Origin of the sequence: Protofrankia sp. Cr1, assembly GCF_963555865.1 — a bacterium.
Classification (GTDB): Bacteria; Actinomycetota; Actinomycetes; order Frankiales; family Frankiaceae; genus Protofrankia.
This window is the reverse complement of record NZ_CAUVXO010000017.1, coordinates 1-12,953: the sequence shown is the minus strand read 5'-3', so window position 1 is coordinate 12,953 and position 12,953 is coordinate 1. Positions and strand designations below refer to the sequence as shown.

Here is a 12,953-nt window from a genome sequence, read left to right as displayed (position 1 = left end):
CGCACCAGGGTCGGCACAGCCCGGGCATGATGGACGCGGTGCGGTGAGCAACCCGGTCGCCGTCTGCCTCGCCGTCGTTCTGTTGCTCCTCAACGCGTTCTTCGTGGGTGCCGAGTTCGCGTTGATCTCGGCCCGCCGGAGCGCCGTCGAACCGGTGGCACAGAGCGGATCCACCCGCGCACAGACCACCCTGCGGGCGATGGAGGACGTTTCGCTGATGCTGGCCGGTGCTCAACTGGGTATCACGATCTGCACCCTGGGGCTGGGGTCACTCGGGGAACCCGCGGTTGCCCACCTGTTGGACGGTCCGTTCGCATCGGTCGGGCTGTCCGACGCCCCCCGGCATCTGATCGCGTTCGCCGCATCCATGATCATAGTGGTGTTCCTGCATGTCGTCATCGGCGAGATGGTTCCCAAGAACATCGCCTTGGCCGGGCCGGACCGAAGCGCTCTGCTGCTCGTCCCACCGCTTGTCGGTGTCGTCCGGTGTCTGCGGCCGGCGATCGTCGGTTTGAACATGACCGCCAACCTCAGCCTGCGGCTCCTGCGGGTGGCTCCGCGGGACGAGGTTGCCAGCGCCTTCACCCGCGACGAGGTCGCCGCCTTCGTCGAGGAGTCCCGGCGCGAGGGCCTGCTCGATGCCGACCAGCACGGCCTGCTGTCGGGGGTGCTCTACCTCGACGAGCGCAACGCGCGCAGCGTCCTGCTTCCCGTCGACAACTGGAGACGGTCCCGGCCGGCGCGACCCCACGTGACGTGGAGGCACTCGCCGCCCGGACCGGCTTCTCCCGCTTCCCGGTCCAGGACTCCTCCGGTGCGCTCACCGGATACCTGCATCTCAAGGACGTCCTGGAAACCAATCCGGGGAAGCGGTCGGCGCCGATCCCGGCGAAGTGGGTACGCCCGCTCGCCCGGGTCGGTGTGGACGACAGGCTCCAGACGGTGCTCTCGACGATGCAGCGCAGCGGAGCACACCTGGCCCGGGTCACCGACCGGGACGGAACGATTCTTGGGGTTGTGGCGCTGGAGGACGTCCTGGAAGAACTTGTCGGCGACATTCGCGACGAGGACCAGCCAACGTCCAAAGGGTGATCATCTGTGGTGACCGAGACGTGGATCGTCTCGCAAGAAGAGTTGTGCACGATGTAATCGTGTACGCTTTGGTTGCGGCTGTGCAGCTGCCGCAACCATCAGCTCTTCATAACGGAGGTACCGACCGTGGCAACCATCCGCACCGCTCGTACGGCTTGGGAAGGCAATCTGACTGACGGCGGTGGCACCGTCACCTTCGCCTCGTCCGAGATCGGAGACTTCCCCGTTTCGTGGCCAGCGCGTGCTGAGGCGCCCAACGGTGTCACCAGCCCGGAGGAGCTGATCGCGGCTGCCCACTCGTCCTGCTTTTCCATGGCGCTCTCGCACGGCCTGACCGGGGCGGGCAATCCACCGCGCCGCCTTGAGACCCAGGCGGACGTGACCTTCCAGCCGGGTACCGGTATCACCGGCATCCACATCACCGTCCGTGGTGACGTGCCCGGTGTTGATGACGCCGGGTTTGTCAAGGCTGCGACGGAGGCCAAGGCGAACTGCCCGGTGAGCCAGGCACTGGCGGGCACGACCATCACCCTCACCGCTGGCCTGTTCTGACGGTCCTTCACTCCGGCTACCGCGGAGCGCGGCTGGCAGCCTCCTGGCGCGTCCATGTGCGCCGGGAGGCCGCATGGTCGACTGACGTGCTGGTGCCCCGGGTGCTGGTGGGATGGGACCATGGGCCATGACCAGCCGGGACGCCGTGACCAGCCGGGACGCTGTGACCAGCCGGGACGCCGTGACTAGCCGAGACGCCGTGACTAGCGGCGACAGTGACGCGGTTGCCCAGACCGGTGACAGACAGCGGGAGTTCTCGCTGCGCCTGGACGACCAGCTCTGCTTCGCGTTGTATGCGGCATCGCGCGCCGTGACGGCTGTCTACCGGCCTGTGCTCGACCGGCTCGGCCTGACCTATCCCCAGTATCTGGTCATGCTTGTGCTCTGGGACCACGAGACGAGCTTGGTCAAGGATCTGTGCGCCGCGCTGGCGCTGGACTACGGCACGCTCTCACCGCTGCTCAAGCGGCTGGAGTCGACCGGTCTCCTGCGACGCGAGCGGCGCGTTGACGACGAGCGCTCCGTCCAGGTCACCCTGACCGAGACGGGCGCCGCTCTGCGGGAGAGGGCTCGAGCGGTGCCAGCCGTCATCGGCGGCGCCATGAGCCTGTCCGATGACGAGTTCGTTGCTCTGCGTACCGCTCTGCGTAGCCTCACCGCCGCGGTTACCGCCACGGCAGAGGCCCGATAGCGGCATCACGGAGTTCGCGTCACAGCGCACGCATAACAGCAGCTTGTTACGTGGGGTGAGTGACGGGACTTGAACCCGCGACACCCGGGACCACAACCCGGTGCTCTACCAGCTGAGCTACACCCACCACGTACCAGAAGCGTGCCCCTTCAGCGCGCGTAGTCGACCGCGCACCCGCGGTCGACCTGCACAACTTTCCAGGACCTGGCTCATAGTACCGGTCGATCCCTCCTTCTGGCCACGAGGATTGCAGTGTCCTGGCCGCGATGACGCCGGTGTCTCCAGGGGCCGCCAGTGGCCTTCAGGTCACGTCTTCAGGTCACGTCCGGGTCGGTGTCAACCCGGATCTCCCGTGCCACCGCCCGGGCAGACTCGCTGGTGGGCCCCGGTTGCGGCACAAAGATGGCTTTCCGGTAGTAGCGCAGCTCATCAATGCTTTCGCGGATGTCGGCGAGCGCGCGGTGGCCGCCGCGCTTGGGCGGCGCCGCGTAGTAGGCCCTGGGGTACCAGCGCCGCGCGAGTTCCTTCACCGTGGACACGTCGACCATCCGGTAGTGCAGGTAGCTGTCGAGGGTCGGCATGTACCGAGCGAGGAAGCCGCGATCCGTGGCGATCGAGTTGCCGCACAGGGGCGCCTTGCCCGGGTCCGGAACCTGCCGCCGGACGTAGTCCAGTACCTGCTCCTCGGCTTCGGCCAGGGTCAGGGTCGAGGCCCGTACCGCATCGGTCAGACCCGAGGCGGTATGCATTTCCTGGACCACGGCTTCCATCCCGGCCAGCGCGGTCTCCGGTGCGGACACAACCACGTCCACGCCCTCGCCAAGGATATTAAGTTCACTATCGGTAACTAGACATGCGACTTCCAGTAGAAGGTCGGAGGCGGCGTTGAGCCCGGTCATCTCACAGTCGATCCAGACGAGGCGATCCATATCTGGTTGACCATAGGGTCTCCCGATCGGGACGTCACGCGGGGACCTAGCCGGGGGCGGACCGCTGGGGTGCCGGGTTGGCGAGCTGGAACGTCACGGAGACGGGCGGCACCGACCGCTGGGTCGCTGTGGCCGTGAGGACGTACTGCCCGTTCGCGAATCGCGTGGTGTTCCACGGCGCGTCCTGCGGAGTGAACAGGAACGGTGGCCCGGTGGCCGTGTAGGACGTCGAGACGGGCCCGGCCAGGTTGAACAGGATCGTGCCGGGCGAGCCGGAAACCACGAGTTCGATCTGAACGACTCCGCTCACCACGGCACCCTGCACGGGCCCGCTCACGACGCTTCCCGAGATGATGCCGGCGAAGCCCACCAGGGTCGGACCCGCCGTCGAGCCGGCACCGGTTCCGCCGACGGCGGCACGGCTCGGCACGGCCGAGGGTCTACCGGGCGACCTCGGGATGACCGGCCGGGCACTCGCGTCGGAGCCGGTCGGGGTGGGGGCCGTCGCACCGCCTGCCGGCCCGGATCCGGCGGCGATGAGTGTCCCGTCCCCAGCGGGCGGTTCTGGATGATGCTGATACCACAGCACCAGGACGGGCATCAGCGCGAGCGCGGCTGCGAACATCAGGATGCCGAGCCCACCCCGCCTCACCAGTCCCACCGGCCGGTGTGCCCTTTCCATCCGTCTGCCCGATTAGTAACAAGCTGACCATATCGCCAGAAGGTGTCCAGGCGATGGGAGGCTTCCCGGGAAGACCCACGTGAAGGGGCCCTGTGGCGCCGTGCCCGCGCGAGTGCGGGCACGGCGACCACATGGAGTGGCAGTGGCGCTGGTCGCCAGCTCACGGATCGGATCTCGCTGACTGCGCAACGGCCCGGCGGACCCGGGCCGTTGCGCAGTCAGCGACGCCGGGCCGGGCGCCCCGGTGGTCGGGCCGTCAGCCGGCGGCGACCATGGGTGTCACGGGGGCGCCGACGGCTTCGGAGCCGGCCTGCTGCTCGCAGGCGCTCTTGCCGCAGGAAATCCGGTCGACTGCAGCTGCGGTCCACAGCCCAGACGGTAGCGGTCCAGGCGACCGGCAGGGCCGGTTGTCACAAACCCTTAACCTTACCGGCGGCGTGTCGGGCACCGGCGGGTCCCCCCGTCCGAGGGACCGTCCCGTTATCGCCGGGTGGTGGCACCGGCCGGTGATGACGACCGGTGATAACGACCGGTGTTGCCGGTCGCTCCTCGCCGCCATGACGAACCGTGCACGGTGGGTGATTGCTTGACACCTACCGCGGCTCTGACAGTCTGCACATGCCGGACGCCCTCGAGGGCCCAAGGGCGCGCGACGATCGTCAGATCGCGCGCCCGCAGGCCGTAGTCCCCGGAGCGCTAACGCGGAGGTCAGGTCATGAGCACGCACGACCACTACGTCATGCCGGCCGGTGGTGCCACCTGGGATGTGCCGATGGCCGGTGCCGCGCGTTTTTCCTGGGAGTACGACGAAGGCCGCGCGCGGCTGTTGGAGCTCTACCAGAAGGGCAAGGACAGACAGTGGGACGCCGCGACCAGGATCGACTGGTCGGCGGAGGTCGACCCCCACCGTCCGCTCGGACTTGCGGACGAGACGATTCCCATCCACGGTCTCCCGGTCTGGGAGAAACTGGGCGAGCGGGACCGCGGCGAGCTGCGTCAGCATCTGGCGGCATGGCAGTTCAGCCAATTCCTGCACGGCGAGCAGGGCGCGATGATCTGTAGTGCCCGGATCGTCGAGTCGGTACCGGACATGGATGCGAAGTTCTACGCCGCGACCCAGACGATCGATGAGGCGCGGCACGCCGAGACCTATGCCCGCTTCCTGACGGAGAAGGTCGGTGTGGTCTATCCGATCAACTCCGAGCTGCGGTCGCTGCTCGACTCGACCCTTACCGACAGCCGATGGGACATTCCGTACCTGGGCATGCAGGTGCTCATCGAGGGGCTCGCCCTCGCCGCGTTCGGGGTGCTGCGCGATGCCACGTCCGCCTCGCTGCCGAAGCAGATTCTCGCGTATGTGATGCAGGACGAGGCTCGGCACGTGGCGTTCGGGCGACTGGTCCTACGTGATTACTATTCGCAGCTCAGTAGTCGGGAACGCGCGGAACGCGAGGAATTCGTCGTCGAAAGCTGCTGGCTGATGCGTGACCGGCTGCGGGGCGCCGAGGTGTGGGAAATCTCGGCTTCGACGTGGCCGAGTGTCTTGCGGCGGTCGAGACCTCCAGCTACATGCGGGCATTCCGCAAGCTGCTGTTCAGCCGGATCGTGCCGTGCGTCCGGGACATCGGTCTGTGGGGGGAGAAGGTCCGCGACGCCTATGCGCGGATGGGTGTCCTGGACCTCTGCGACCTCGATCTGGCGGAACTGATGAACAGGGACGAGGACATCGCCGACAGCCTCGACCGGGCGCGGGCCGACGAGATGGGGCTGATGGCGCGCAGGCTGCAGGTGGAGCAGACGATCGCTTCCGTGCTCTGACCGCCGGGACCGAGGGCTGGTGCGGTGTCGGGTGGGTGGGTCGGGAAGCGATCGGGGCGATCCGGAGTTATCCTTACCTATAGTTGCTCCAGCAACGTTCGACCCGTGAGATGTGCCAGGAGGACCGCGATGCCTGCCGTGACCGCCGCCGATCCGACCAGTCTGCCGCGCCTGAGCGCGCCCCTGCCCGGTGCCGTGGACCGCCCGGTCCGTTCGGTGACGACCGCGCCATCGGGCCACGAGGGTGAAGGCTTCCCCGTGCGCCGCGCCTTTGCCGGTGTCAGCCTGGTAGATCTCGATCCCTTTGTTCATATGGATCAGATGGGTGAGGTCGAGTACGCCCCTGGCGAGCCGAAGGGCACGCCATGGCACCCTCACCGTGGCTTCGAGACCGTCACATACATGATCGATGGGACGTTCCAGCACCAGGATTCCAACGGTGGGGGTGGCGTCATCACCGATGGCGCGACCCAGTGGATGACAGCAGGCGCGGGAATCCTGCACATCGAGACTCCACCCGAACAGCTCGTCGTCAGCGGTGGGCTCTTCCACGGCATCCAGCTGTGGGTGAACCTGCCGGGGCGCGACAAGTTCAGCCCGCCGCGGTACCAGAGCATCGAAGGCGACCGGGTCAGCCTCGTCGCGTCGCCGGACGGCGGGGCGCTGCTGCGGCTCATCGCCGGTGATGTCGCCGGCCATCGCGGTCCCGGCTCGACCCATACCCCGATCGCTGTGGCGCACGCGTCGGTGTCCCCGGGCGCTGCGCTGACGGTCCCGTGGCCCTTCGACTTCAACGCGCTGACCTACATCCTCGCGGGTTCGGGACGGGTCGGCGGTGACGGGTCATCCGGTCCGCGCCGGACAGCTTGCCGTGTTCGGGCCCGGTGACCACCTGACGCTCGCGGCCGACGACCGCCAGTCCGGGGTGAGCCCGATGCTGGAGGTCCTGCTGCTCGGCGGGCGGCCCATCCGCGAGCACGTCGAGATGTACGGGCCGTTCGTGATGAACACCCGCGACGAACTGCGCCAGGCTGTGGAGGATTATCAGGCCGGACGTTTGGGCGTCATCCCCGCGAATGCCCTCATGCCCCATCGCGTCGTCGACCGTTCCGGCTGAGGCGCTCGGCGCCGCCGGACCCTCGAGACCCTCGGGGCCTTCGAGACCCCTCGGGGCCTGCGGACGGGCCGATCAGGGCGTGGCCCAGGACTGGATCGCGCAGCGCCGGGTAAAGGTCGAGCAGCTACCGCAGTGATCCACGCAGACGCCGCTACCAGCCGGGCCACAGGTGGCGCGATCGCGGAGGTCCCCGAAGCCCCGGTCCGATTGGTGGGTCATCGGTGGCGAATAGGGCCCAGAGTGTCAGAATGTGCCCCGCCGGCCTGATCGTGGGGGGATGACCGCTTGACGACTTCAGTTCATGCCGCTCGCCGATTGCGGATGGTCCGCGTGGCACGATGGGTGCTCCTGGCGGCCGCGGTGTTTTTCGCCATCACGACCGTCGCCGGCCTGCGCGACAGCTCGATCGCGATCAACGAGGTTGATCGATGGCTCGGCAACGGTTTCAGCGCGGCGGCGGGAACCATGTGCCTGGCGCGGGCCATTCTGGTGCGAGGCGAACGGGCCGCGTGGGTCGCGATCGGGATCGGTCTTCTGTTCTACGGTGCTGGAACGGCGTACTTCACAACGCAGGTAGCCGATCGCAATCCGCAACCATCCCCGTCGCCGGCCGACGTCGGCTGGTTGGTATTTTATCTCGCGACATATATTTCTGTGATTCTCCTGCTACGCAAACGGGTGTCCCGCTTTCATCCCAGTGTCTGGTTGGACGCCCTGGTAGGGGCCCTCGGCGTGGCGGCACTTGCCAGCGGTCTGGCCGCCGGGGCCATCGGTAAGGTCCGGGCGACCAGCATGTCGGCGGTCGGCTTGAACCTCGCCTATCCCCTTGCCGACCTGATGCTGCTCGTACTTGTGGTGAGCGTGTTCGGTCTGCTGGGCTGGCGACTGGAACGGGTCTGGTACCTCCTCGGTGGCTCGTTGATCGGTTTTGCGGTGGCCGATACGATCGTTGTCGGTGAGGTTGCCAGCGGTCACTACTCCGCGGGCGGACCGGTCGAGGTGCTGTGGGCGTTGGCACTGGTACTGCCTGCGTACGCCGCCTGGCAACGGCCACCGCGGGAGAAGACGGAGGGTCTCACCGGGTGGGGCGTACTGGCCATCCCGGCGATCTTTGCGATAGCTGCGCTCGCGCTCCTGGTTTTCGGCGCTGCGGTGCAGCGCCTGCCGCCCGCGACGGTCGCGCTCGCCGCTGCCACCGTTCTGGTCGCGCTGGTACGGACCGGGATCACCTTCGCCGAGGTCCGCCAGCTCGCTGAGACCAAGCTGCAGGCCCGGACCGACGAGCTCACCGGCCTGGCCAACCGTCGTGCCTTTTTCGAGCGCCTGGACGGGCTGGATGTCAGCGCCAATCGCGGCGCCCGTCGGTTCGCGCTACTCGTGCTCGATCTCGACCGTTTCAAAGAAATCAACGATTCCCTTGGCCATCCTGTCGGCGATGATCTGCTGAAACTCGTCGGGCGCCGGATCGCGGCGGCATTGCGCCCGGCGGACCTGCTGGCCCGCCTCGGCGGAGACGAGTTCGCCGTCATCCTGGAGGATGCGGACGCGGCGGTCGCCAAGATGGTCGCCGAGCGGGTGCTCACGGCGCTGCGGGACCCCTTCGATGTGGGTGCGGTCACCCTGCACGTGGACGCGAGCATCGGGGCCGCGCTCCACCCGGACGACGCGGTCACCGCGAGCGTCCTGTTGCAGCGGGCGGATGTCGCGATGTATGCGGCAAAGTCCGCCCGTTGCGGGGTCGAGTACTACCGGCCTGGCGCGGACGTGCACACCCCAGACCGGCTCGACGTCATTGAGGCGCTGCGAGGCGGGCTCGGCGATGATCAATTGCGGGTCCATTACCAGATGAAGGTCGACCTGCGTACGGGTAGCTGCCACGGGGTGGAGGCGCTCGTACGATGGGAACATCCCACCAAGGGCCTCCTCCAGCCCGATGTCTTCCTGCCCTTGGCCGAGCACACCGGGCTGATGCGTCCGCTGACGCTGGAGGTCCTCGGGCTTGCGCTGGGGCAGTGCCGCCGGTGGTGGGACGTCGGCCTGGACATCGGTGTAGCGGTCAACCTCTCCGCGTCCAATCTGCTCGACACGGGATTCCCAGCCGAAGTCGCGGATCTCCTTGAGCTGCACGGGCTGCCCGCGCGGGCGCTCGAGTTCGAAATCACCGAAACAGCGCTGATGCTCGACCGGATCCGCACCGCGGCCGTCCTCACAACTCTGCGCGAGATGGGAATCCACATCGCCGTGGATGACTATGGGACGGGATACTCGTCCCTGTCCTACCTGCGGGAGCTCCCGGTGGATGCGCTCAAAATGGACAAATCGTTTGTCGTGCACCTGGAATCCGATCCGGTGGCAGCGGCGATCGTGCAGTCCACGGTCGGGCTTGCCCACTCCCTCGGCCTGCGTATCGTCGTGGAGGGAGTCGAGACCGAGACTGCGATGCGGCGCCTGACCGAGTTTGGCTGTGATCTGGCCCAGGGCTTCTACCTGGGCTGTCCGCAGCCCGCCGACGAGCTGACGCCGCTGCTGTGGCGTCGGCACAACCACCGGTCGCCAGCCGGATCCACCGCGTTATCCGCAGGATCGTCGCAGTCGCAGTCGCAGTCGCAGTCGCAGTCGGTGGGTCGGGCGGGCACGGCTGCCCGGGTGGCGCAGCCGGCCGAACCTGTCCGCACGGGTCGCACGTGGACCTGACCGGTCGGCCTGAGCCGCCGGGACCGTCGCCGTGGGACGGGCTGCCAGAGAAGGATCATGCCGAGCCGGCTGAGCCGGTCGAATTACCCGTCGCGGTCGGGGGTGTGCTCACCCCGGCCACGCTCGTCGGGGCATACCGGCGGGGGCTCTTCCCCTTCCCGGTTCCGGTCGACGATCCGATCGAGGTCGCGGACACGCACCGCCGATTGGCCACCGCTGTTGCCGACGGGCGAGTCTTCAACCTGTCCGGGGACGGCCCGCCGGATCTCGACTTTCCCTGGTGGTGTCCGGACCCACGGGGGGTGCTGCCCGTCGGCGCGGTGCACGTGTCCGACTCGTTGTTCCGACGGATGCGCGCGTGTGCGTGGACCACCACCCTGGATGAGGCGTTTGCCGAGGTCGTCCGCGGATGCAGCCGGGGCGGCCGACCCACCTGGATCACGCCTGAGCTCGCGGACGCCTACCGTGATCTGCATCGGCTCGGCTGGGCGCACAGCGTCGAGGTGTGGCAGGGCGAGGACCTCATCGGAGGCATGTTCGGTGTGCTCGTCGGTGCCGCCTTCATGGCCGAGTCCATGTTCCATGTGCAGACCGATGCGTCCAAGGTTGCGTTGGTCGACTTTGACGTGCGGTTCGTGCAGGCTGGCGGTCGGCTCATCGACGCGCAGTTCGTCAGTGCGCACGCTGGTTCCATGGGCGCCGTCGAGATCCCGCGCGAGCGGTTTCTGGCGGTTCTACGCGACGTGCGGGACACCGACGTGCGGCTCGTCCGTGACCGGATGCCCGTGACACGCCTGGTCGAACGCGCGCGAGCGGCCCGGCGGGCTCGGCGTTCCATGGCGGTTCCGCCTCCGGCCGCGCGCGGAGAGCAATGATCGCGCGGCCTTCGGTTGGGCGTGCCCAGGTGGATCGATCTACCCGATCGGGGACTGCGCAGCGGGTGCGCAGCGGGACGCCGGCACGCTGGGCGCGACTTGCGGGCCCGGGAACATTGCGGCGATCTCGGCGAGCACCGTCAGTAGATGCGCGATTTCTTCGTCGGTGTTGGCTGCGGTGACCTGGATACGGACCCCGACGTCGGCCCGGGGCACTACCGGATAGGGCGCCATGGTGACGTAGATCCCACGGTTGAACAGGTGGATTCCAATGGCATCCGTATCTTCGGGGGTACCGATCGGTACTTCGATGATCGGCGTCCCGGACCGGTTCAACGTCCGTAACCCGAGCTGGGCCAGCCCGTCGAGAACACGGGCGGTTTTGCGATGAAGATCGGCTCGGATGCTGTCGCCCCGCGCGGCGTTGAGGCGGAAGCCGGCCTGCACGGTGGCGAGGGAGGCAACTGGCGACGGCCCGGAGAAGGTGTACGGCGCGGCGGTCACCTTGAGGTGGTTCTTCACCGTGGTCGGGCAGGCGATGAACGCCAGCAGTGACGAGTAGGCCTTGGAGAAGCCGCCCACCAGGATGAGTCCGTCGTAGGTCTCCCCGACATGACGGACAATGGCGTTGCCGTGCAAGCCGTACGGGCTGAGTTCGTCCGCACTGCGCTCACCGAGGACACCGAAACCGTGGGCGTCGTCGACGTAGAGGATCGCGTCGTTTGCGCGGGTGACCGTCAGCAGTTCGGCCAGGGGGGGCGCATTGCCGGTCATGCTGTTAACGCCGTCGATACACACCAGTCTCGGGTAGTGGGGGCACGTCCGCAGCAGATCCTCCAGCTGGCCGGGGTTCTCGGCGTCGAACTGCTGCAAGGTCGCGCCTCGTGCCTGTGCCATCGCAGCGCCGTCGTAGACCGTGCGGTGCGCACGTCGGTCGAGGAAGACCGAACCCTCCCCGGCGAGAACAGGAATGGCCGAGATGTGGATGTGTGTGATCGTGGGAATCGTGAGGCTGTCCTCGGTGCCGAGGAGCGCGGCAAGTTCTTCTTCAATCTCGGCGAACGGTCGTGGATAGGCGATCATTCGCGACCAGCTCGGATGGGTACCCCATTTGGCCAGGTATTCCGGTACCGCTGCAATGATCTCCGGATTCACATCGAACCCGAGGTAGTTGCAGGACGCGAAGTCCGCAAGCCAGTGGTCGCCGATGCGAATCCGGCGTCCGTCGATCTCGTCGACGACGGAGTCCACCATTGGATGGGTGTTTCGTAGCCCGGCGAGCTCCGCCAGGGGGCCCAGCGGACGACCCAGTATCCGATCGTAGGGTCCCGGCGGGTCTGGCGAAGCCTGGCGTGTGGACAACCGCCCCGGAGTCTTGGACAACGCCCCTCCTCGAAAGATGAGGGTTCCACGCTACGGCGCAACTTTCGCACATGGTGTTGTTTTTGAGTATTTACCAGCGGACTCGCGGGTCATCCGACTCAGTGGTTACTTCAGGCAAATGTAATTTTACTGATAGTTAGAACTAAATATGCTAATTATGCATAAATAGCGCATAGTATTCTGATCATGTCAGAAATATCATGGACCATGCCCAACCGGAGTACGGCTCGCCTGCCACAGGTCGCGGCGTACGCCGGTTGGGTCTTCCCGTGATGGGTCACCGCAGCACGTCGCGGTTCGGCTGCCGGCGATCTCGGTCGGGGTCCCTTGGGGCCTCCCGGCGACAGGAACCCCGGCGCGAGAAGATCATAATCATGAGGCCTGCAGTACGCGGAGGGTTATGCCGCAATCCGTCCGATCGCCTCAGCCGGGCAGAACTCGAGGGCCTGCAGGAGCATTTCCTCTTCCTCCTCATTCGACGGCTGCCGGCATATATAATGAACCTCGCGATCCTCGTCGCGCTTGAAGAAATCCGGGGCGACTCCCCGGCAGTTTTCACAGTCAGTGCATTCCGAGTCGACGAAGAAGGGTCCCTCGACGTTCATGGGAAGTCGACGCTTTTCGCTTGCCACATCACACCTCGCATTCGTTGGGAGCATTGGCGGTGGCTGCCCAGCCGATTCTATCGGCAAGCCGGCCGGCTGTTAGGGCGGTCGCGCGCTCTGGGTGTCGAGAAGCGGTGCTTCGGGTACCCGGGTCGGGAAGTCCATGGGTCGTAATGCCCGCCGCTGTCCGGGCCGGACGGACCAACGGTGATATTTCCGCTGGCCGCTGCGGCAAGCGCGGACCCGATGGGGACAGCCGGGATGCGCCAGATATTCAGTCGAGGCCTGAATGTGCAGGTACCGGCCTCGGCTCCGGTCGACGTGGCGTTCTCGCGGAGCAGCCGACGTGACATCGGCCACCGCCCCGGACAGCCTGGTGATTTTCCGCCGACCGGTTTCAGCGGCGGGGCGTGTCATTTCCCGGGCGGGGCTCCACGGAGCAGCACCGGCCCCGCCATCGAACATTTACCGCCGTGAAACGTGCAGTCGAACGCCGCGGGCGCGCAGGCGCCCGT

8 protein-coding genes, 1 tRNA gene and 3 pseudogenes are annotated in these 12,953 nt (G+C 67.0%); 7 read left to right on the top strand and 5 right to left on the bottom strand.

The window, feature by feature from the left end:
* The first annotated feature begins 43 nt into the window (after window positions 1-43).
* From U9980_RS28390 to U9980_RS03325, 3 genes and pseudogenes are all read left to right on the top strand, one after another.
* A pseudogene (locus U9980_RS28390) lies at window positions 44-1,092 on the top strand (hemolysin family protein).
* A gap of 126 nt (window positions 1,093-1,218) precedes the next feature.
* Complete coding sequence (locus tag U9980_RS03330; RefSeq protein ID WP_322766630.1) at window positions 1,219-1,644, top strand: OsmC family protein; 426 nt, start codon at window positions 1,219-1,221, stop codon at window positions 1,642-1,644.
* Window positions 1,645-1,843: 199 nt separating this feature from the next.
* On the top strand, window positions 1,844-2,335 hold the full coding sequence (locus U9980_RS03325) for a MarR family winged helix-turn-helix transcriptional regulator (RefSeq protein WP_322766629.1): 492 nt from the start codon (window positions 1,844-1,846) through the stop codon (window positions 2,333-2,335).
* A gap of 51 nt (window positions 2,336-2,386) precedes the next feature.
* Here U9980_RS03325 and U9980_RS03320 read toward each other — a convergent pair.
* From U9980_RS03320 to U9980_RS03310, 3 genes are all read right to left on the bottom strand, one after another.
* A tRNA-His gene (locus U9980_RS03320) sits at window positions 2,387-2,462 on the bottom strand.
* 187 nt (window positions 2,463-2,649) lie between these two features.
* Window positions 2,650-3,264 carry an oligoribonuclease gene (gene orn / locus U9980_RS03315; RefSeq protein WP_322749420.1) on the bottom strand — a complete coding sequence of 205 codons (615 nt, stop codon included), beginning with the start codon at window positions 3,262-3,264 and terminating at the stop codon, window positions 2,650-2,652.
* Between the two features lie 46 nt (window positions 3,265-3,310).
* Complete coding sequence (locus U9980_RS03310) at window positions 3,311-3,916, bottom strand: hypothetical protein (protein WP_322766628.1); 606 nt, start codon at window positions 3,914-3,916, stop codon at window positions 3,311-3,313.
* Between the two features lie 745 nt (window positions 3,917-4,661).
* On the opposite strand from U9980_RS03310, the pseudogene U9980_RS03305 reads away from it, so the two are divergent.
* The 4 genes and pseudogenes from U9980_RS03305 (at window position 4,662) to aat (ending at window position 10,450) form a co-directional block, all read left to right on the top strand.
* Window positions 4,662-5,764, top strand: a pseudogene (locus tag U9980_RS03305) (ferritin-like domain-containing protein).
* A gap of 129 nt (window positions 5,765-5,893) precedes the next feature.
* A pseudogene (locus tag U9980_RS03300) lies at window positions 5,894-6,881 on the top strand (pirin family protein).
* Window positions 6,882-7,166: 285 nt separating this feature from the next.
* The gene (locus U9980_RS03295; RefSeq protein WP_322766626.1) at window positions 7,167-9,575 is read left to right on the top strand and encodes a putative bifunctional diguanylate cyclase/phosphodiesterase; all 2,409 of its coding nucleotides are present in this window, start codon (window positions 7,167-7,169) and stop codon (window positions 9,573-9,575) included.
* Entirely contained in the window at window positions 9,566-10,450 is an 885-nt protein-coding gene (gene aat / locus U9980_RS03290) for a leucyl/phenylalanyl-tRNA--protein transferase (protein ID WP_322766625.1), read from the top strand. Before U9980_RS03295 ends, aat begins: the two co-directional genes overlap by 10 nt.
* Before the next feature lie 39 nt (window positions 10,451-10,489).
* On the opposite strand, the gene U9980_RS03285 is transcribed toward aat, so the two are convergent.
* Together U9980_RS03285 and U9980_RS03280 are read right to left on the bottom strand one after the other, a co-directional pair.
* Complete coding sequence (locus U9980_RS03285) at window positions 10,490-11,833, bottom strand: pyridoxal phosphate-dependent aminotransferase family protein (protein WP_322753165.1); 1,344 nt, start codon at window positions 11,831-11,833, stop codon at window positions 10,490-10,492.
* Window positions 11,834-12,231: 398 nt separating this feature from the next.
* Window positions 12,232-12,438: a ferredoxin gene (locus U9980_RS03280; protein ID WP_322766624.1), complete on the bottom strand. Its 207-nt coding sequence runs from the start codon at window positions 12,436-12,438 to the stop codon at window positions 12,232-12,234.
* Between the last annotated feature and the right edge of the window lie 515 nt (window positions 12,439-12,953).

Bases quoted from the DNA above. Each gene is read 5' to 3' on its own strand.
- orn (WP_322749420.1), bottom strand. From the start codon at position 3,264: ATGGATCGCCTCGTCTGGATCGACTGTGAGATGACCGGGCTCAACGCC.
- U9980_RS03280 (WP_322766624.1), bottom strand. From the start codon at position 12,438: ATGAACGTCGAGGGACCCTTCTTCGTCGACTCGGAATGCACTGACTGT.